Origin of the sequence: Nocardia terpenica, assembly GCF_013186535.1 — a bacterium.
In the GTDB taxonomy this organism is placed as follows: domain Bacteria; phylum Actinomycetota; class Actinomycetes; order Mycobacteriales; family Mycobacteriaceae; genus Nocardia; species Nocardia terpenica.
In genome coordinates, this window is sequence record NZ_JABMCZ010000002.1 from 1,692,872 (window position 1) to 1,712,801 (window position 19,930).

Here is a 19,930-nt window from a genome sequence, read left to right on the forward strand (position 1 = left end):
ACCTAGGCGACGAACGATGCCAGGCGGGAATTGATCAGGGCCTCGGCCTCGTTCACGATGCGGGAGATCAGGTCGGCGCAGGTGGGGATGTCGTGGATGAGGCCCTGTACCTGGCCTGCCGACCAGATGCCCGCGTCCAGGTCGCCGTCTTCGAATACCCGGCGGCCGCGGGCGCCGGCGACCAGGTCGCGTACGTCGTCGAAGGTGCCACCGGCCTTTTCGATCTCGACGACCTTGCGGCTGATCTCGTTGTTCGCCACCCGCGCGGTGTTGTGCAGGGTGCGGAAGATGAGCTGGGTGTCGCGCTCGGTGTGGGCGACGATCTGCTCCTTCACCGTCCGGTGCACGGGGGACTCCTCGGTGCACAGGAAGCGGGTGCCCATGTTCACGCCGTCGGCGCCCAGCGCGAGCGCGGCCACCAGGCCGCGGGCGTCGGCGATGCCGCCGGAGGCGACGATCGGAATCTCCAGCGCCTGCGCGGCGGCGGGGATCAGGATCAGGCCCGGCACATCGTCCTCGCCCGGATGCCCGGCGCATTCGAACCCGTCGATGCTCACGCCGTCGACGCCGATCCGCTGCGCCTTGAGCGCGTGCCGCACACTGGTGCACTTGTGCAGCACCTTGATACCGGCCTCGCGGTAGTACGGCAGGAACGGTTCCGGGTTGCTGCCCGCCGTCTCCACGATCTTCACGCCGGATTCGATGATCGCCCGCACATACTCCTCGTACGGCGGCGGATTGATCGACGGCAGAATCGTCACATTCACGCCGAACGGCTTGTCGGTGAGCTCGCGGGTGCGCTCGATCTCGCGCCGCAGATCCTCCGGTGTGGGCTGGGTGAGCGCGGTGATGAAGCCGAGGCCACCCGCATTCGCCACGGCCGCAACAAGTTCGGCCCGACCGACCCACATCATGCCGCCCTGCACGATCGGATGCTCGACCCCGAACAGCTCGGTGAACCTGGTCCGCAACATCTCTGTCCTCCTGTGTTGGACGGCCTCGCTCCGTGCCGCGTGCGTAGGGTGCCGATCGTCGCATGCAGGTTGCCGGAGTTCAACGGTGATGTGAGCCGTAGTTTGCTTATCAGCTGGGATCGGCGCTCGAAACGATGCGGTCATAGCTGACCGAAGGCAACATATTTAGGCAGGGTGAGCTGCCGAATGAGCGGCTGAGAAAGATCCGACCGCTTCCTCTCTGTAACCCTTGTCACGGTAAAAAGTTAGTTGCTATTCTCACCCCGATCAGCCATCGACGCCGTCAGAGAGAAGGTTGTGCCCATGAGCACCGGTTCCCAGTCGCTCGACGAGCCCGTTCGGTCCCGGCGCAATCACTGGAACAACCAGCTCGCCACGCACGCGCGGATGCGGCCGGATGCGGTGGCGATCCGGTATCGGGGTGCGGACACCACCTGGCGGCAGCTGCACGAGCGCTCGCAGCGGTTCGCCGACGCGCTCGCCCGGCGCGGGATCGGGTTCGGCGACCGGGTGCTGATCCTGGCGCTGAACCATCCCGAATATCTGGAGGCGGTCTTCGGGATCACCGCGCTGGGCGCGATCGCGGTGCCGGTGAACTTCCGGCTGACCCCGCCGGAGGTGGCCTACATCGTCGCCGACTCCGGGGCGCGGGCCGTCGTCACCGATACCCTGCTGCGGCCGCTCGCCACCGGCGTCATGGCCGGGGCGCCGGACCTCGAGACCTGCGTGGTGATCGGCGGGACCACCGGCGACGGCGTGCTCGGCTACGACGACGCACTGGCCGAGGCGGGCAAACCCCATGTGCCGCTGGACATTCCGGAGGACACGCCCTGCCTGATCATGTACACCTCCGGCACCACCGGCAGCCCCAAGGGCGCGATCCTGTCGCACGGCAATATGAATGCCCAGGCGCTCACCTGCATCCGGGCCCTGAATCTGGGGCCGGAGACGATCGGCTTCTGCACCTCGCCGCTGTTCCACATCGCCGGATTGGGCAGTCTCGCACCGGCTTTCCTGCTCGGCAGCCGGACCGTGCTGCATCCGCTGGGCGCGTTCGACGCCACCGAATTCCTCGACGCCGTCGAGGCCGAACGGGCCACCACCGCCTTCTGCGTGCCCGCGCAGTGGCAGCTGATCTGCGAGGAGCCGACGGTCAAGCAGCGCGATCTCGCGCTCGAGGTGCTCAGCTGGGGCGCGGCCCCCGCGTCCGACACCGTGCTGCGCGCGATGGCCGACTGCTTCCCGAACGCCCAGAACGTCGCGGTATTCGGGCAGACCGAGATGTCGCCGATCACCTGCGTGCTGGACGGCAGCGACGCGCTGCGCAAGATCGGCTCGGTCGGCAAGCCGATTCCGACCATCCAGACCCGCATCGTCGACGACGAGATGAACGATGTCGCGCCCGGCGAGGTCGGCGAGATCGTCTATCGCGGACCGACCCTCATGCAGGGCTACTGGAACAAGCCCGAGGCCACCGCGGAGGCGTTCGCGGGCGGCTGGTTCCACTCCGGCGACCTGGTGCGCCGGGACGAGGAGGGCTTCGTCTGGGTGGTGGACCGCAAGAAGGACATGATCATCTCCGGCGGCGAGAACATCTACTGCGCCGAGGTGGAGAACGTGCTGTTCGCGCACCCGCGGATCCACGAGGCCGCCGTAGTCGGCCGCGCGCACGAGAAGTGGGGCGAGGTGCCGATCGCCGTGGTGGCACTGGTCGACCCGGACGCCCCCCTCACCCTCGCCGACCTGGAACCGTTCCTGAACGAGAACCTGGCCCGCTACAAGCACCCCAGGGATCTGATCATCGTGCCCGAGCTACCCCGCAATGCCAGCGGAAAAGTAGTGAAAGTCCAGCTGCGCAAGGAGTATTCGGCCTGATCCCGGCCAAAAGCATGCCGGGATCAATGGAGGGAAGCATGCCGGGATGGTGGGCAAGCCGGGGCGACGGGTGAATCGGGGGGATGAAACGGGTGTGACTGTTGGGGCAGTATGGGCAGCATGTCTCTGGAGCCCACGCGCACAGTCGTTCTCGCCCTGCACTGGCAGGTCAATGTTGTCGAACCCGAGGGGTTCTTCGGGCCCATGCTCGCCGAGCCTGTTGCGGCGAGTGGGGTGGTGGGGCGCGCCGTGGCCTTTCACGAGGCCGCGCAGGGGGCCGGGATTCCGCTGGTGTTCACGCGATTCACCATTCCCGTCGGCGAGGGTGGGCTGGTGCGCAATACCGGGTTCATGCGGTCGGTGGCCGCCGCGCAGACCGAGTTTCGCGCGGATTCGCCCGGGACGCAGATCATTGCGGCGATGGCGGGGCAGGCCGCGCGCGGCACGGTGTTCGACAATCAGAAGCTGTCCGGGCTGGCCGGGAGCGCCCTGCCGGAGTGGCTGGTGGAACGCGGCGTCGACACCCTGCTGATCACCGGCGTCGCCACCAATCTCACCGTCGAGCAGACCGCGCGCTACGGCACCGAACTCGGCTTCACCGTGCACCCGATCGCCGATGCCGTCGCCGCGGTCTCCGAGGAGACCCACCGGGCGTCGCTGGCCCACCTCGATCTGACCACGGCCGGTTGCCTTTCCGCCGCCGAGGCGCTGGAACAGCTGGGGGTGCGGCGTTCGTGACGCCGTTCAGATCAGGTCGCTGATGGTCAGCCAGCGCATGATCGGCCAGCCGCAGAACACCGGCAGCCAGCAGGTCAGCACGCGGTAGAGCAGCACCGCGGGCACCGCGATGGTGGTCGGCACCCCGAACGCGCCCGACAGGCCACCGATGAGCGCGGCCTCGACCGCGCCGACGCCGCCGGGCGTGGGCGCCGCCGAGGCGAGCGTGCCACCGATCATGGTCACCACCGTCACCGTCACGAAGGTGGTGTGGCCCCCGAACGCCTCGGTGCTCGCCCACAGCGCCCCGGCCGCGCCGAGTGTCGTTGTGGCACAACCGAGCACGATCATCGCCAGCCGGGTCGGGTGGCGCCCCAGGGTGCGCAGCTCGGTCACCACCTCGGCCAGCTGCGGGCGCACCTCGGCCCGCACCCAGTGCCGCACCTTCGGCACGAACATGGCCGCGCCGAGCAGGCCCAGCAGCGCGCCCGCGACCAGGTACAGCACCGTCGCGCTCGGCACGAAGTGCGACAGATTGGCCGAAACCCCCGCCGCCACACTGAAGATCACCAGCAGCACCAGGTGCGTGCCGATCTGGACCGCCTGGTTCAGCGCCACCGCCGCGGTCGCGCGCACCGCGCCCAGCCCGCTGCGCTGCAAAAATCGCACGCTCAGCGCGAGCCCGCCCACGCCCGCCGGTGTGGTGGTCGCCGCGAAGGTGTTCGCCACCTGCATCAGCACCAGGTGGCGGGGATTGACCGTCTCGCCCGCGCAGCCCCACAGCGCCATGGCCGCACCGACATACGTCGAGGCGGAGATGAGCAGGCCCAGCAGCGCCCACCACCAGTTGGCGGTGCGCAGTTCGGTGAAGAACGTCGGCACCTGGCTGATGTAGGGGTAGGCGACGTAGACCAGGCCGATCAGCAGCACCAGCTGGATGAGCTGGTTGCGGGAGAAGCGGGTGATCCGCGCCGCCTCGATGCGGTCCTCGCCGGTCTGCTGCTGCACCTGCGCGCGCACGGCCTTCATGAGCCCGGGGGCGTCGGGCACCGAATTGCGCAGCGGCGCGGGCATGGCCGACTTCGTCAGGCGCCGTGAGGCATTCAGCACCGCCTGGGCGTCGAGCACCTCGATCGCGGTGCGCACCGCGGTCTCCGCGCCGAACAGGCCCGCCGAGGTCAGCAGCAGCTGCGCCACGTCGGAGGAGAATCGTGCCTGATACGAACCGAATTCGGCCGCCGAGAACCCGCCGAACAGCACCCGCCCGTCGGCGACGCGGATCTCCTCGGCCCGCAGGTCGCCGTGCGAGATCTGGGCGCGATGCATGTGCTGTAGCGCCCGCCACACCGAGGCCAGCAGCTCCTGTCCACCGTCGGCCGACAGCGCGGCGCCGCGAGGCACGGTGTGCGCGTACAGCATCCAGCCGCGGTCCAGCGCGGCGACGGTAAGCGGTTTGTTGCTGGCCAGGCCGAGATCGCCGAGCGCGATGCCCATCAGTGCCCGATGCTCGACCGCGCGCCGCATGGACACGTACGCCGGGGTCCGCTCGCTGCTGCGGAAGGTGAGCCAGCGGCGCAGCTGCCGCAGCGCGCCCCAGCTGCGCTGATTCTGGCCGTAGAGCTCGATCGTCAGCCGGTGCTCGGGCCCGGTCGAGGCGGCCAGCAGCAGCGGCCCCGGACCCGCCGGGCGCAGCACCCGCACGTCGGTGACGGTGTAGCCGCGCCCGGCCAGCACCCGCACCGCGGCGGCGAGCGGCACCTCCAGCGCCGGGGTGCCGACCACGAGCACCAGCACCGCGCCCACCAGCCAGCCCAGCGCCAGCCCGAACATCGCCCGCGACGGCACCACGAGGCTCACGAACAGGTGCAGCGGCACGAACGCCAGCAGCAGCGCCCACCACCAGCGCCGCCACGACAGCGGCAGCCAGGGGCTGGCCACCGTCAGCACCGCCGCCAGCATGGCGATCCAGCGCGGATCGTCGAGGAACTGCGACAGGAACGTGTCGAGCTGCTTCGGTTCGCCCAGATGCCATTTCGGCGCGGAGATCCCGGTGCCGGTGATGGACAGCAGCAGCACCGCGATCAGCCCCGCGGTGAGATAACCGGCGAGCAGCTTCCACTGCCAGCGGAAGATCAGCCGGACCAGGATCGCGAACGGCAGCGCGCAGATGGCGATGCTGTAGAGCAGATACACCAGCGTCGACTGCTCGGGCGTGAGAATGCCGACGATATCGGAGACCGAGCGCTCCAGCGCCTCCCACCGCGGCCGGGTGATCAGCGAGCCCGCGACCACCAGCGCCACCAGCAGAGCCGACAGCACCACGCGAATGATGTCGCTGGTGCGCCGAATACGCGGTTGCAGCAGGCTGCCGGAGACGGGGATCTCCCGTCCGTCGACTCGCATGTCGTATCGGAACTTTCGGATCGAGGGAGCGGCGTCGGTCCCAGGGTCGGCTCGGGTGTGAGTATGCAGGAGGCGTTCGGTGTGCCGGAGATCAACACGCCGCGCTACCGGCCGGGCAACGATACCGGGCGCCGCATGCCGGTCGTCGCACTCGGCCCATACGCCCCCTCATCCGATGAATTCGCCGACGGTGCCCGCCCCTGCCGTGCAACGATCACGTGATGATGAGGGATGTGCGCATCTGCTTCGTAGGGGATTCGCTGGTGGCCGGTCTGGGCGATCGTCGGTGCCTGGGCTGGGCGGGACGACTGGCGGTGCGGGCGATCGGGGCGGGCCTACCGGTGACCTACTACAACCTAGGCGTGCGGCGCCAGACCTCGACCGAGATCGCGCGGCGCTGGTTCTCCGAGTGCGAGAGCCGGTTCCCGGCCGGGGTCGACGCCCGGGTGGTGCTGTCCTTCGGCGTAAACGACACCCTGCTCGAGGACGGCCGGACCCGGGTCGCGTCCGAGGACTCCGCCGCGAACCTGTCCGCGATCCTGAGTGGCGCACGCGAACGTGGTTGGCCCACACTGGTTGTCGCGCCGCCGCCGGTCAACGACGACGAACACAATGCCCGCACCGAGAAATTGGCCGTCCGGTTCGCGGAAGTCTGTGAGGCCGAGGAGGTTCCGTACGTGCGGGTGCATCGGCCGTTGCGGGACAACGCGATCTGGATGAGCGAGGTCGCCGCCGGGGACGGCTACCACCCGAGCGCGGCGGGCTACGACGAACTCGCGGCACTCATCGCCTCGCACTGGTTGCAGTGGCTGACCGAGCCCGGCTCCGGACTGCCCGACGTCCGCTGAGCTCCATAACCTGATGGCATGGATATCGACACGCGGCTGTTGCGGTACTTCGTTGCGGTGGTCGAGGAGGGGCATCTGACGCGGGCGGCGCAGCGGCTGTATGTGTCGCAGCCCGCGCTGACCAAGCAGATCCGGCAGCTGGAGACCCGGCTCGAGGTCCGGCTGTTCGAGCGGTCGCACACCGGCATGGCGGCGACCGAGGCGGGGCGGGTGCTGGCCGAGCGGGTGCCGTCGCTGCTGGCGGAGTGGGATGCGATGCTGCGGGCCGCCAAGGATGCCGCCGCGCGGGCCGAGCGGGTGCTGCGGGTCGGGTTCGTCGCCAGCGCCGCCAACGAGTACACCCCGGACATCGTCGCGGCCTTCCGGGCCGAGCATCCGGACTGGCGGGTCGATATGCGGCAGTTCGGCTGGACCGATCCGACCGCCGGATTGGGCGACGGCGCGGTCGATCTGGCGCTGGTGCGGGTGCCGTTCCCCGGGCAGGAGGCGTTTCGGCGCCGGGAGTTGGTGACCGAGCCGCGCTGGGTCGCGCTGCCCGCGGACCATCGGCTGGCCGCGCGCGCCGAGATCGCCTTCGAGGAGCTGTGGCCGGAACCGTTCGTGGCGGCGCCCGCGGACAACGGCGCCTGGCGCGACTTCTGGACCGGCGCCGACCAGCGGCCGCGGGACACGGTCGTCGTCGGCGCGGTCGCCCGCAATACCGACGAGTGGCTGACCGCCATCGGCAACGGTTTCGGCATCGGTTTCGCGCCCGAGTCGTCGGCGCGGTACTACGCCCGGCCCGGCGTCGTGTTCCGGCCGGTGAGCGGTATCGGGCCGAGCGTGGTGGCGGTCGCCTGGCCCGCCGCGTCGGACGCGAATCCGCGGGTGCGCAGCTTTGTCCGGTGCTGCGTGGACCGAACCGCGCTGCGCGGTGCCCGCGATCGGCGGGATTAGCATGGCCGGGTGGGGAATCCGAATCGTTGGTACGAGGCCGATACCGAGGCCCGCCTGGCGCGCGCCCAGTCGTTCGGGCCCGAGGCGGCCTCCTACGACGAGCACCGGCCCGACTATCCGCTCGCGGGCATCCGCTGGGCCCTCGAGCCGCTGCGCGCAAACCCGGCGCCCGCGGTGCTCGATCTCGCCGCGGGCACCGGCAAACTGACCTCCGGGCTGCTCGCGGTCGGCGCCGACGTCACCGCGGTCGAGCCCGACCCGGCCATGCGCGCCGAATTCGCCCGCCACCATCCCGAGGTCGCGGCGCTGTCGGGGAGCGCGGAAGCCGTTCCGCTGCCGGACGATTCGGTCGATGCCGTGCTGGTCGGGCAGGCGCTGCACTGGTTCGACCGCGCGCGGGCCTACCCGGAGATCGCGCGCGTGCTGCGGCCGGGCGGGGTGCTGGCGGCGCTGTGGAACACCCACGACGCGGGCGTGGACTGGGTCGTCGAACTGAATCGGGTCGCCCGCCTCGTCGAGCCGGAACCGGCCACCGACGATCGCCCCGCGCCGACGCATCCGCTGTTCCCCGCGTTCGAACGCGCCTACTTCCCGCACACGCAGCGGCGCACCGCCGAATCCCTCACCGCCACCCTCGGAACCCACTCGCACACGCTGGTCGTCACGCCGGAGCAGCGGGCCGAACTGCTCGGCGACATACTGGCTTATCTGCGCGGCCGCCCGGAGACCGCGCACGGGGAGTTCGATTTCCCCCTGCGGACCTTGGTGATTCGCGCCATCGCCCGCTGAACCCGTTGCGGCTCAGTGGGTCTCGAGGACGGCCATCGCGGCATTGTGCCCGCCGAGGCCGCTCACGCCGCCGCCGCGGACCGCGCCCGCCCCGCACAGGAAAACGTTCGGCTGGCCGGTGCGCACGCCCCAGCGCGCGGCCGGGGCCGGATCGTCGTCGGTGCGGAACGGGAAGGCCAGGTCGCGGTGGAAGATGTGCCCGCCGGGCAGGCCGAGTTCGGCCTCGAGCTCGGGCGGGGTCTTGGCCTCCAGGCACGGGCGGCCGTCGGCGTCGGTGGCCAGGCAGTCCCGGATCGGTTCGGCCAGCACCGCATCCAGTTGCGCGAGGGTGGCGTCGACCAGTCGGCGCTTCGCGTCGGGATCGGTGAAAAGGCGTGCGGGAGTGTGTAATCCGAACAGGGTCAGGGTGTGCATGCCGCGGCCCGCGAGGTCCGGGCCGAGGATGGACGGATCGGTGAGGGTGTGGCAGTAGATCTCGGCGGGCGGCCGGGTCGGCAGGCGTCCGGCGGCGGCCTCGCGGTAGGCGTGCTCGAGCTGGGCGTAGCCCTCGGCGATGTGGAAGGTACCGGCGAAGGCGTCGCGCGGGTCGACCGGGTCGCGCAGCCGCGGCAGCCGATGCAGCAGCATGTTCAGCTTCAGTTGCGCGCCTTCGGGTTTCGGGTCGGCGGGCGTGCCGAGCAGGCGGGCGAGCTGGTCGGGCGCGGCATTGACCAGCACGTGCCGGGCGCCGACCGCGCCCCCGTCGAAGCGGACCTCGGCGGTGGCGCCGTCGGTGTCGATGCCGGTGACCGCGCGGCCGGTCATCAGTTCCGCCCCGGCCGCGCGGGCCGCGTCCGCCAGCGCGTCGGTGAGCGCGCCCATGCCGCCGATCGGCACGTCCCAGTCGCCGGTGCCGCCGCCGACGACGTGATAGAGGAAGCAGCGGTTCTGGCGCAGCGCCGGATCGTGGGCGTGGGTGAAGGTGCCGATCAGCGCGTCGGTGAGGACCACGCCGCGCACCGTGTCGTCGGCGAAGGTGGCCTCGATCGTCTCGCCCAGCGGCCGTTCGAAGATCGCCTCCCAGGCGGCGGAGTCGTCGACCAGGCGCTCGAGTTCGGCGCGCGTCGGCAGCGGTTCGGTGAGGGTCGGGAAGACGCGCCGCGCCAGGCGCCCGGTCATATCGTAGAACCGTTGCCAGGCAAGGAAATCCGAGTCGCCGCCGGTGAGTCGGGCGAAGCTCGCCCGGGTGCGCCCGGTGTCGCCGGTGTCCACCAGCAGCCCGTGATCCCCGACCGGGGTATACGACGAGATGCGCCGCCGCCGGGTCTCGAAGCGCAGGCCCAGATCGCGCACCAGCCGCCGCGGCAGCAGGCTCACCAGATACGAGTACCGCGACAGCCGCGCATCCAGCCCCGCGAACACCCGCTCCGACACCGCCGCGCCGCCGACGTGCGGCAGCCGCTCCAGCACCAGCACCGAACGCCCGGCCCGCGCCAGATAGGCGGCGGCCACCAGTCCGTTGTGGCCGCCACCGACGACGACCACGTCATAGGAGGAACGCATCCGCCCTGGATATCAGAAAATCCGGGCGGCGTGGGGCTATGCCGCCGATCTGGTCGCCAGCAGACAGCCGTGCTGCGTGCGCTCGGTCTCGTCCGGTTCGCGCAGCATGCGCGCATGAGTGCGGAACCCGGCGGCGTCCAGCAATTCCTCCATGCCGCGCAGCGACCAGCGGTAGGCCGTGGCCACCTTGTGGTCGTAGGGCTGGATGTCGTGGGATTCGTCGGCCGCCTGGAATCCGAGCAGCAGCGGTCCGCCGTCGGCGAGCACCCGGCCGAATTCGCCCAGAATGCCCGGCACCCGCTCCGGCGGGGTGTGAATGAGGCTGTACCAGGCCAGGATTCCGCCCAGCTCGCCGTCGGCGAGCGGCAGCCGCTCCATCGAGCCCTCCTCGAAGCGCAGCGCCGGATGCGCGGCGCGGGCCAGGCGGATCATCTCCGGCGACAGGTCCATGCCGAAGGCGTCGAGCCCCAGGGCGGCCAGGTGCGGCGTGATCCGGCCGGGGCCGCATCCGAGGTCGCCGACCAGCCCGTTGCCCGCGTCGCGCACCCGCTCGGCGAACACCGCCAGCATGGCTCGGTCGTACGGATTGTCGTCGAGCGCGTTCTCGAACATCGCGGCATACAGCTCGGCCACGCCGTCGTAGGCATCCCGCGTGTGCCGCAGGTCTTCCGGTTCCGTCACGGCCCGAAGTCTAGGGATCGGCCCCGACATTCCCTCGCGATCATGGGGCAGAATCGGCGGGTATGGAGACGCTCGGGTCGCGCTCGGTGTACAGCAATCGGTGGATGGAACTGCGCGAGGACACCATTCGCCGCATGGACGGGTCGACCGGCATCTACAGCGTGGTGCGCCGCCCGGACTTCGTCATGGTCGTTCCGATGGACGGTGACCGGCTGCACCTGGTCGAGCAGTTCCGCTATCCGCTGGGCGAGCGCGGCTGGGAGTTCCCGGCGGGCACCCTGCCCGGCCTGGTGAACGGCGATCCGGTCGACCTGGCCCACCGCGAGCTGCGCGAGGAAACCGGCCTGCGCGCCACCACATTGACCCGTCTCGGCGTGCTCGCCCCCGCGCCCGGCACCATCGACCAGCGCGGCAGCGTCTACCTCGCCACCGGCCTCACCCAGGGCGAACCCGAGCGCGAACCCGAAGAGCAGGACATGCATTCGGCCTGGTTCGACCGTGCCGAGGTGGAGGACATGATCCGCGGCGGCGCGATCACCTGCGCCGAGACCGTCGGCTCCTACACCCTGCTGCTCCTGCACGAACGCGCCGCATAGGGGTACCGGCGGGCGGGTCGTTGTCCGGATACTTCCACTGGAGAGATTTCCGGAAGGAATCCGCATGCGCAGCAGCAGGATACGATCCTCGGTGCTCATCCTGGCGGCAACGGTGCTGGTCGGCTGGATCACGGGATGCGCGAACCGGTCTCCGGCCCGGGCCTGGTGCCCGGCGGTGCCGGGACATCGGGTGGAATGCGGCATCGTGACGCGGCCCCTGGTCGCGAACCGGCCCGATCTGGGCACGACCGACGTGGGTTACGCGGTGGTGCGGCACGGTCGCCCCGGAGCCGCCGCGGGCACCATCGTGCCCAATCCGGGCGGGCCGGGCGTGCCGGTCATCGCCAATTCCGACGACGCGGTGCAGCGGGTGGCGGGTCTGCTCGACGAGTACGACCTGGTGCTGATCGACCCGCGCGGCACCGGCGTGTCCGACGCGGTGAACTGCGGCGTGTCCACCGTCGACTACAACCTCGGCTCCCGCGAGGAGCAGCGCGAGATGGTCGGGACCTGCGCCGACAAGCTGGGCCCGCGGGCGGCGGGATACACCTCGGCCGCGACCGCCGACGATTTCGACGCGATCCGCGCCCGGCTCGGGGTGGACAAGCTGGTGCTGTACGGCAGCTCCTACGGCACCTACCTGATGCCCGTCTTCGCCCGGCGCCATCCGGACCGGGTGCGGTCGATCGTGCTGGCGGGCGCCTACCCGCTCGACTTCGACCTGCTGCAGCGGCCCAATGCCGAGGCGGTATCGCTTGCCCTGCAACGGATCTGCGATCGCAGCCACGCCTGTGACGGCAACACCGCGGTGGCCGACCTGCACGCGGTGGCCACCCGGCTGCGCACCCGGCCGATCCCCGTGGCGCATCCGCGACCGGTGCTGCTCACCGAGGGTGAACTCGCCAACCTGGTCTTCGAGACCGCCACCAGCGATGTGAGCGCCGACCCGAACGCGCTCGTCCCGCTGGGCACGCTCCCGGCGGCGCTGCACGAGTCGGTGCGCGGCGACGACGGCCCGCTGCGGGCCTTCGCCGAGACCGGACTGTCCGAGCCCGACGACGAGAACATCGACCTGTACATCGCGGTGGTGTGCAACGACTATCCGACGCTGTGGCAACCGAATGCCACTGTGCCGCAACGGGAACAGCAGTACGCCCGGGCGGTGGCGGGAATCGATCTGGGCCCGTTCAGCGCCGAGGGTTTCGACGCCGGTCAGCGCGACGGCGGCGACGCCTGCATCCGCTGGCCCGCCGCGACGCACGTCCAGGCCACCGGCGACGCCCTGCCCGACGTCCCCGTGCTGGCCCTGACCGGCGACCTGGACGCCGTCACCCCCGAGGCCAACGGCAGGCTGGCCGCCGCCCGCTTCCCGCACGCCACCTTCGTCACCGTCCCCAACACCGGCCACACCCCCGGCGTGGAACCCACGGGCTGCGTGACGGGCATAGTCGCCCGGTTCATTCGAACCGGCAACCCCGAACCGACCTCCTGCGTGGCGGACCTGCCGCCGATCAAGGTCACGCCGGTGACGAACTGAGCCGGACCACTGCTTGTATATACGTATACATCTACTTACAGTGGGACTGTCGCTGTTTCGAGCCGTTCTACCGCGAGATCGGGATTGTCATGAACGAACCCCTGCACACCGTCGCGACGCTGCCGACGGCGCGTCGATCCGACCGCCCCTTCGATCCACCCCCGGAGCTGATCGATGCCCACCGGCACGGTCCCCTCAGCCGCTACACCTTCCCCGGTGGCGGACTCGGCTGGTTGGTCACCGGATACGACCTGATCAGGGCGGTGCTGGCCGACCCGCGGTTCAGTGCGCGCAAGGAGCTCCTGCTGCACCCGGCCATCGACCTCACCGGCATCGAGGTCCCTCCGCCGCCGCCCGGCGAGTTCACGCTCACCGACGATCCGGTGCACAGCCGCTATCGGAAGCCGCTGATGGGCAAGTTCACCGTGCGGCGCATGCGGCAGCTCACCGACCGCGTCCGGGAGATCACCGCCGAGCATCTGGACGCCATGCAGAAGGCCGGGCCGCCAACGGATCTGGTGACCGCATTCGCCAAACCCGTTCCCGCCATGGTGATCTGCGAGCTGCTGGGGGTGCCGTACCGGGACCGCGCCGCCTTCGGGGACCGGGCGGGCTCGTTCATGGACGGGGAGACCAGCGCCGAGGACCAGATAGCGGCCTACACCCAGATCCAGGACTACCTCACCGAACTGGTGGCGGCCAAGCGCGCGAACCCCACCGACGACGTGCTCAGCGACCTCACCGATACCGATCTGACCGATGAGGAGCTGAGGGGCATCAGCGTGGTGCTGCTGGTGGCCGGGTTCGACACCACCACGAACATGCTGGGGCTGGGTACCTTTGCGCTGCTGCGCAATCCCGCGCAGCTGGCCGCGCTGCGCGCCGATCCCGCACTCGCCGACCGGGCCGTGGAGGAACTGCTGCGGTATCTGACCGTCGCCAAGACATCCATGCGGACCGCGCTGGAGGATGTCGAACTGGGCGGCCGGACCATCGCGGCCGGTACCACGGTCATCCTGTCGTACCACACCGCCAACCGCGACCCCGAACGCTTCACCGACCCCCACGTCCTCGACCTGCACCGACAGCAGGGCGGTCACCTGGCCTTCGGCCACGGCGTCCACCAGTGCCTGGGCCAGCAACTGGCCCGCGTCGAAATGCGCGTCGCCTTCCCCGCCCTGTTCGACCGCTTCCCCACCCTGCGCCTGGCCGTCCCCGCCGACCAGGTCCCGCTGCGCCCGGAGACCGCGGACGTCTACGGGGTGAAGACCCTCCCGGTCGCCTGGGACGCGTGATCACGGGTGCCGGAACGGTTCCGGCAGTGGCACATCCGCCGACCGGCAGTCCGGCCGCTCGATGACGAGTCGATCACCCGGGACATGGGCGGGGACCTCGATCGTGGTGTCCAGGAGGTTGCTCGCTTTCGCGGTGTGGAGTAGCCGACCGGTCGAACCGAGTGTGATCGTCCACGGTTCTGTCCGGTCGCGGTCGGCGCCTTGCGCGGTCGCGCAGACGCGAACACGCCCGTCGCCCAGCCCGGTGGCGGACGCCGTGATGATCATGCGGCGAATCTCCTGGCCGAGGCTGTACATCCCGCCGTGCCGGATGAGCGGATCATGGTCGGCGGCCTTGTCTTTGCGGGTCCATACCGCTTCGCCGATGATCAACGCGTACTCCGGCAGCTCGACCACCGACACGACACGACATTCGGCATTGAGATAGCCGCCGACGAGCGTCGGTGTCGTGGTGACGACCGGCTCGCGCAGCTCGACACCGCAAATGCGGCTCTTGTCGGTGTCGGCGCCGGAGAAGTGACCCACGAAGTCCACGACCGGGGCCAGGGACGTATCGCACAGCGTCAGGCCGAACTCGCCCCGGTCGCGGATCAGCTGCGTGGAGTAGTTGGTCAGCTGCAGCCCGATCGCGAAATGCAGGGGGCGCAGCGCGACCAGATAGGTCCATTCGGCGGCCATCAGGTTCGCCCCTCGCGGCCCGACCGTGCTGACGATCCCGATCCGAGAGCAGCCCTGCCGCAACAGCTCCCACGTAGTTTCGGCCTCGTCGGGTCGTCGGTGTGTCGTCATGGGAACCTCCCTGGGTATCGAGCGATGGTGAAACCGGCCGGGCCATCATCGGCCCGGTACCCGGTAACCTGCGACAATCCGGGCAGTCATGCGCCAGAACTTCCATCGAGAGGACTCGAGTGAGCGAAAACCCTCACTTGGACGCCGTAGATGTGCAGCTGGTCGCGGCCCTGCACGAGGACGGCCGCGCCTCGTTCCGCGATATCGCCCAGCGGCTGGGTGTGTCCGAGCAGACCATCGCCCGCCGCTACCACCGGCTCACCGGGTCTCGGCTGCTGCGGGTCACGGCCATGCCCGACCCCTTCGCCCAGGGCCTGCTGCCGCTGATCCTGCGGGTGCGCACCGAGGGCGGCACCGGCCGCCGCGCCGCCGACCAGGTCGCCAAGCGCGGCGACACCCCCTGGGTCGAGATGCTCGCCGGCAGCGCCGATCTGTCCTTCACCACCCTCACCCGCCCCGAAAGCGACGACAACGCACAGCTTTTGGACGCGCTGGCCCGCACCCGCGGCATCCGCGACACCGTCGCCTGCATGACCTTGCGCATCTTCACCGGCCCCGCCTCCTTCACCGGCGACGGCCCCAGGCTGGACCCGTACGAGCAGCGCCTGGTCGCCGCGCTCGAACGCGACGGCCGCGCCTCCTACGGCGAGCTCGCCACCGCCCTCGGCTCCACCGCCGCCACCGTGCGCCGACGCCTGGAACAGCTACGCGGGCGCCAGGCCCTGCAATTCCGCACCGAAATCGACTACGCGCTGCTGGGCCACCCCGTCGAAACCATGATGTGGCTCAATGTCCGCCCCCGCGCCCTGGAATCCCTCGGCACCGCGCTGTCCGTCGACCCCCGCGTCCGCTTCTGCGCCGCCACCACCGGCCCGTACAACCTGGTCCTGGCCACCCACCACCGGACCCCCAGCGACCTCTACCACATGCAAACCGACACCCTCGGCCCCCTCGACGACATCCAACATACCGAGATCACCCCCACCGTCCGCATCATCAAACGCCACGGCATCCACCGCCACGGCCACCTCCTCCGGCCCTAGCCGCGGGCCATGTCGACGAAGCGGCTGAGGTGGAGTTGGTGGGCGACGGTGATGGTGGCGGTGGGGCCGTTTCGGTGTTTGCCGAGGATGAGGTCGGCCTCGCCGCCGCGGGGGTCGTCGCGTTCGAAGGCGTCGGGGCGGTGGAGCAGGATGACCATGTCGGCGTCCTGCTCGAGGGATCCGGATTCGCGGAGGTCGGAGACCATGGGGCGCTTGTCGGTTCGCTGTTCGGGGCCGCGGTTGAGCTGGCTGATGGCGATGACCGGAACCTCGAGCTCCTTGGCGAGCAGTTTGAGGCTTCGGGAGAATTCCGAGACCTCCTGCTGGCGGGATTCGACCTTCTTACCGGAGGTCATCAGCTGCAGGTAGTCGACCACGACCAGGCGTAGGTCGTGGCGCTGCTTCAAACGCCGTGCCTTGGCGCGGATTTCCATCATGGTCATATTCGGCGAGTCGTCCACGAACAGCGGCGCCTCGCTGATCTCACTCATCCGCCGCGCCAACCGAGTCCAGTCGTCGTCGCTCATCCGCCCCGACCGCATATCCCCGAGCTTGATCTTCGCCTCGGCCGACAGCAATCGCATGACGATCTCGGTCCGACTCATTTCCAACGAGAAGATCACACTCGCCAGCCCGTGCTTGATCGAGCAGCTCCGCATGAAATCCATTCCCAGCGTGGAATTGTGCGTCGGGATCATCGAGCGCCCGGCCAGATACAGATGCTCGTCGTTGTCCACCTCGACGCAGCGCACGGGAACGCTCGCGATGCGCCGGACATCGGTGATGTATCGGGTCCCGGAGCGAGCCGAGTTCGTGGCGGCTCGACGTTCCTTGTGCACCAAGTGCTTTCGATGCAGGCCGAATACCTGATCGTCGGTGGAGAAGGTGAGGGTGTAGGCGGTCGAGGTCCGCTCGGTACGGCCTCGGACCTTCTTCGTCGAGACGTGGCAGCGATAGCCCAGCCCGACGACGAGTTCCGTGACGTCGCGGGCGAGTTGCTCGTTGGTGACGGTGAACTGGACCGACCCACCGTGTGTCACGGTGCCGTCGGTGTCGAGCAGCCCGGCGAGGAGCGCGCGTCGCTGCCCCTCGGATGCCCGTAGGTAATTCATGGGGATGTGCTTGTCGTTCAGCACGCCGATCGTGCGAAGCCGAGCCTGCACCGATCCGATCGACCGCGGAGTCGCCGGTTCGTCCGAGGGCAACTGCAAGCTGTAGCGCAGAGCGGCCGTTGTGGACGGCACCGCGACCAGGCCCTCTCCCTCGATACGGGCGATGATGTCGGGATCGGCAGTGGTCAGCTGAGCGCAGGCGGAAGAGCCGTCGCCCAGCCATGCCCCGAGCGTGTACGGAGGCACCAGCAGGTTCTTCTCCGACAACTGCAGCGGTTCGGCATTGACGACAGAGTGATTCAGACGGCGATCAGCGGTCGTGCAGCGCAGCGTCTCGGCGATCTCTGCGGTGGTCCGAACCGCTGCGAAGGTCTTCTGATTTCGGTGTCGATGGCGGCCCGACGCGGCTTGCTGAGCGGATCGACGCGACGCCCTGGTCTCGGTCAGCCACTGATGCTGTTCGTCGGCGACGATGACTGTGCCGTCGGAGAATTCGATCTCGTAGCACGGACGGTCGAGCATGACCGCGGTGGTAGCGACGACACGCGTCGAGCGGCCGTGGGCGTCGAGGAGCTCGTCACCGATGGCGACCTCACCCATGGTCGTCCAGCCCGTCGGCGTCGGAAGCGGAGTGTCGAGGGCCAGCGCCTTTCCGACGCCGGGGCGGGCGGCGACGATGATCATCTGGCCGGGGTGCAGGCCGTTGGTGACCTCGTCGAGTTCGGTGAAGCCGGTGGGGACGCCGAGGGACATGCCGCCGCGGCTGGCGATGGAGTCGATCTCGTCCATCGTGGGCTGGAGCAGTTCCTCGAGGGGGAGGAAGTCGTCGCTGGAGCGGCGCTCGGTGACCTCGTAGATCTCGGCTTGGGCGCGGTCGACGACCTCGGCCACGTCCTGGCCGTCGGCGCCGGCGTAGCCGTACTGCACGATGCGGGTGCCCGCCTCCACCAGGCGGCGCAGGATCGCCTTCTCGGCAACGATTTCCGCGTAGTAGGAGGCGTTGGCGGCGGTGGGGACGGTCTGGGTCAGGGTGACGAGGTAGGGCGGGCCGCCGATGCGCTTGAGCTCGCCGCGCCGGTCGAGGGCGGCGGCGACGGTGACCGGGTCGGCGGGCTCGCCGCGGCTGTAGAGGTCGAGCACGGCGTCGTAGACGGCCTGGTGGGCGGGACGGTAGAAGTCGCCGGGGCGGATGACCTCCACGACGTCGGCGATGGCGTCCTTGGACAGCAGCATGCCGCCGAGCACCGACTGCTCGGCCGCCATGTCGTGCGGCGGCTGTCGGCCGAAATCCTCCCCGGGCTGGTCGGAGTAGTCCGAGTGCCCGCGATCGTCGACGACTGCCACCTGACTCGACCGTCCTCTCTCAACACGCGCGGCGTGGACCTATCGATGACTCGTTGTACCGCCGAGGTCCGACAGGTTCACGCGCGCCACGCAGCCGCGACCACGGTTCGCCGCAGCTCGGAGGCGGCGGCACAGCAAACCGACGGAGCGTTCTGCAGGGTTCGCGAAAACACGACGTTCCGGTCGCCGGGTCACGACACCGGGATGAACCTTAGAGACCGAACTGTGGACTACCAAACCGGTATGTGCACATACCTGGGGAAATACTGGGGACAGTTAACCTGCCGTTGTGCAGCCCCTGTGCATCACCTGGGGAAAACGTGCCCTATTTCACCGAAAGCGGCTGGTAGGGGTCCATTTTCGAGGTTGCGCACCTGTGGATCGATATCGCTTCGGCGTGTCGATCAAGATGAACATCCGGGCGTGTTGGGTTAACAGCGCTCTCCCCTGTTATGGCGTGGATCACATTACGAGCGGTCGGTAGGAAAGGTTGTCCCCATTTCTTCCCGAACCCGTGGCGCGCCTGGTGGCGGCGGAGTCGCGACGGGCGCCTTCGATGTCGTCCTCGCAGCGCCACGCGCCAGCAACTCACTAGTTAACTACAAATGCACCCGAACGAGCGCAGCCGAAGGCCACCCCCGCACGAACGCGGGGGTGGCCTTCGACGAGGGGCGCGTGGCGCCCGATGTCACTCGGCGGCGACGACCTGCAGGTCGACCTTGGCGGCCACATCCGGGTGCAGATGCACCACGACACCGTGCTTGCCGGTGCTCTTGATGTGCGCCTTCGGCAGCTCGATGCTGCGCTTGTCGAGGACCGGGCCGCCGGCGGCCTTGATGGCGGCCGCGACGTCGGACGGGGTGACCGAGCCGAACAGCTTGCCGGTGCCGGCGGTCTTCACCGACAGCGAGACCGAGGTCAGGGCCTCGATGGCCTGCTTCAGCTCGTTGGCGTGGTCGAGGTCGCGGACCCGGCGGGCGTCCTGCGCCCGGCGGATGCCCTCGACCTGCTTCTGCGCGCCGCGGCTGGCCGGGATGGCCAGGCCGCGGGGCAGCAGGAAGTTGCGGCCGTAACCGTCCTTGACCTCCACGGTGTCACCGGGGGCGCCGAGGTTGTCCACGTCGGCGGTCAGAATCAGCTTCATTCGTGTGCCTGCCCTTCTCAGCGAGCCGTGGACACGTACGGCAGCAGCGCCACCTCGCGGCTGTTCTTGACCGCGATGGCGATGTCGCGCTGGTGCTGCACGCAGTTGCCGGTGACACGACGGGCGCGGATCTTGCCGCGGTCGCTGACGTACTTACGCAGCAGCGTCGTGTCCTTGTAGTCGATGGTGGCGGTGCCTTCCTTCTTCACTTCCTTGCAGAAAGCGCACGCCTTCTTCTTCAGCACCTTTTCGCGTGCCGGTGCTTTGGCCATGGTCTTCTACTCCGTCTTGCCTGGGAGCCGCGT

The 19,930-nt window shown here is 69.5% G+C and carries 18 protein-coding genes; 10 read left to right on the top strand and 8 right to left on the bottom strand.

The window, feature by feature from the left end; genetic code table 11:
- Nucleotides 1-2 precede the first annotated feature (2 nt).
- Nucleotides 3-974 carry an NAD(P)H-dependent flavin oxidoreductase gene (locus HPY32_RS19635; protein ID WP_067579182.1) on the bottom strand — a complete coding sequence of 324 codons (972 nt, stop codon included), beginning with the start codon at nucleotides 972-974 and terminating at the stop codon, nucleotides 3-5.
- 303 nt (nucleotides 975-1,277) lie between these two features.
- Between HPY32_RS19635 and fadD5 the strand changes: the two genes are divergently transcribed.
- Together fadD5 and HPY32_RS19645 are read left to right on the top strand one after the other, a co-directional pair.
- Complete coding sequence (gene fadD5 / locus HPY32_RS19640) at nucleotides 1,278-2,849, top strand: fatty-acid--CoA ligase FadD5 (protein WP_067579180.1); 1,572 nt, start codon at nucleotides 1,278-1,280, stop codon at nucleotides 2,847-2,849.
- A gap of 120 nt (nucleotides 2,850-2,969) precedes the next feature.
- Nucleotides 2,970-3,587, top strand: coding sequence for a cysteine hydrolase family protein (locus tag HPY32_RS19645; protein ID WP_067584696.1), 618 nt, complete (start codon nucleotides 2,970-2,972; stop codon nucleotides 3,585-3,587).
- 6 nt (nucleotides 3,588-3,593) lie between these two features.
- Here HPY32_RS19645 and HPY32_RS19650 read toward each other — a convergent pair whose 3' ends face one another.
- The gene (locus HPY32_RS19650; RefSeq protein ID WP_067579178.1) at nucleotides 3,594-5,969 is read right to left on the bottom strand and encodes a lysylphosphatidylglycerol synthase transmembrane domain-containing protein; all 2,376 of its coding nucleotides are present in this window, start codon (nucleotides 5,967-5,969) and stop codon (nucleotides 3,594-3,596) included.
- Between the two features lie 63 nt (nucleotides 5,970-6,032).
- Here HPY32_RS19650 and HPY32_RS19655 point away from each other — a divergent pair, with 63 nt between their 5' ends.
- The 4 genes from HPY32_RS19655 to HPY32_RS19670 are packed head-to-tail and all read left to right on the top strand — an operon-like array spanning nucleotide 6,033 to nucleotide 8,542.
- Complete coding sequence (locus tag HPY32_RS19655; protein WP_156673942.1) at nucleotides 6,033-6,191, top strand: hypothetical protein; 159 nt, start codon at nucleotides 6,033-6,035, stop codon at nucleotides 6,189-6,191.
- Nucleotides 6,191-6,817 carry a GDSL-type esterase/lipase family protein gene (locus HPY32_RS19660; protein WP_067584694.1) on the top strand — a complete coding sequence of 209 codons (627 nt, stop codon included), beginning with the start codon at nucleotides 6,191-6,193 and terminating at the stop codon, nucleotides 6,815-6,817. The genes HPY32_RS19655 and HPY32_RS19660 overlap by 1 nt, the downstream gene beginning before the upstream one ends.
- Before the next feature lie 18 nt (nucleotides 6,818-6,835).
- Nucleotides 6,836-7,753 (top strand): LysR family transcriptional regulator, encoded by a 918-nt coding sequence (locus tag HPY32_RS19665; RefSeq protein ID WP_067579176.1) that lies wholly within the window; start codon nucleotides 6,836-6,838, stop codon nucleotides 7,751-7,753.
- Nucleotides 7,754-7,762: 9 nt separating this feature from the next.
- Nucleotides 7,763-8,542 carry a class I SAM-dependent methyltransferase gene (locus tag HPY32_RS19670; RefSeq protein ID WP_067579174.1) on the top strand — a complete coding sequence of 260 codons (780 nt, stop codon included), beginning with the start codon at nucleotides 7,763-7,765 and terminating at the stop codon, nucleotides 8,540-8,542.
- A 12-nt stretch (nucleotides 8,543-8,554) separates the two neighbouring features.
- On the opposite strand, the gene HPY32_RS19675 is transcribed toward HPY32_RS19670, so the two are convergent.
- Nucleotides 8,555-10,084, bottom strand: a complete 1,530-nt coding sequence (locus HPY32_RS19675; RefSeq protein WP_067579172.1) for a phytoene desaturase family protein — start codon at nucleotides 10,082-10,084, stop codon at nucleotides 8,555-8,557.
- A 36-nt stretch (nucleotides 10,085-10,120) separates the two neighbouring features.
- Entirely contained in the window at nucleotides 10,121-10,765 is a 645-nt protein-coding gene (locus tag HPY32_RS19680) for a class I SAM-dependent methyltransferase (RefSeq protein WP_067579170.1), read from the bottom strand.
- A gap of 62 nt (nucleotides 10,766-10,827) precedes the next feature.
- Between HPY32_RS19680 and HPY32_RS19685 the strand changes: the two genes are divergently transcribed.
- The 3 genes from HPY32_RS19685 to HPY32_RS19695 all read left to right on the top strand — a co-directional run bounded on the left by HPY32_RS19685 (nucleotide 10,828) and on the right by HPY32_RS19695 (nucleotide 14,193).
- The gene (locus HPY32_RS19685; protein ID WP_067579168.1) at nucleotides 10,828-11,361 is read left to right on the top strand and encodes an NUDIX domain-containing protein; all 534 of its coding nucleotides are present in this window, start codon (nucleotides 10,828-10,830) and stop codon (nucleotides 11,359-11,361) included.
- Nucleotides 11,362-11,425: 64 nt separating this feature from the next.
- Nucleotides 11,426-12,898 (top strand): alpha/beta fold hydrolase, encoded by a 1,473-nt coding sequence (locus HPY32_RS19690; protein ID WP_067579166.1) that lies wholly within the window; start codon nucleotides 11,426-11,428, stop codon nucleotides 12,896-12,898.
- An 89-nt stretch (nucleotides 12,899-12,987) separates the two neighbouring features.
- Nucleotides 12,988-14,193 carry a cytochrome P450 gene (locus HPY32_RS19695; protein ID WP_067579164.1) on the top strand — a complete coding sequence of 402 codons (1,206 nt, stop codon included), beginning with the start codon at nucleotides 12,988-12,990 and terminating at the stop codon, nucleotides 14,191-14,193.
- Here the strand turns inward: HPY32_RS19695 and HPY32_RS19700 are convergent, their stop codons facing one another.
- The gene (locus tag HPY32_RS19700; protein WP_082870666.1) at nucleotides 14,194-14,982 is read right to left on the bottom strand and encodes a flavin reductase family protein; all 789 of its coding nucleotides are present in this window, start codon (nucleotides 14,980-14,982) and stop codon (nucleotides 14,194-14,196) included. It lies immediately after the preceding gene.
- A 119-nt stretch (nucleotides 14,983-15,101) separates the two neighbouring features.
- Here HPY32_RS19700 and HPY32_RS19705 point away from each other — a divergent pair, with 119 nt between their 5' ends.
- Entirely contained in the window at nucleotides 15,102-16,025 is a 924-nt protein-coding gene (locus tag HPY32_RS19705; protein ID WP_171982937.1) for an Lrp/AsnC family transcriptional regulator, read from the top strand.
- Here the strand turns inward: HPY32_RS19705 and dnaB are convergent.
- The 3 genes from dnaB to rpsR form a co-directional block, all read right to left on the bottom strand.
- Complete coding sequence (gene dnaB, locus HPY32_RS19710; protein ID WP_067579158.1) at nucleotides 16,022-18,481, bottom strand: replicative DNA helicase; 2,460 nt, start codon at nucleotides 18,479-18,481, stop codon at nucleotides 16,022-16,024. The two genes, HPY32_RS19705 and dnaB, sit on opposite strands and share 4 nt — an antisense overlap.
- A gap of 688 nt (nucleotides 18,482-19,169) precedes the next feature.
- Entirely contained in the window at nucleotides 19,170-19,625 is a 456-nt protein-coding gene (rplI, locus tag HPY32_RS19715; RefSeq protein ID WP_067579156.1) for a 50S ribosomal protein L9, read from the bottom strand.
- 17 nt (nucleotides 19,626-19,642) lie between these two features.
- On the bottom strand, nucleotides 19,643-19,897 hold the full coding sequence (gene rpsR / locus HPY32_RS19720; protein ID WP_067579154.1) for a 30S ribosomal protein S18: 255 nt from the start codon (nucleotides 19,895-19,897) through the stop codon (nucleotides 19,643-19,645).
- Nucleotides 19,898-19,930: the final 33 nt, after the last annotated feature.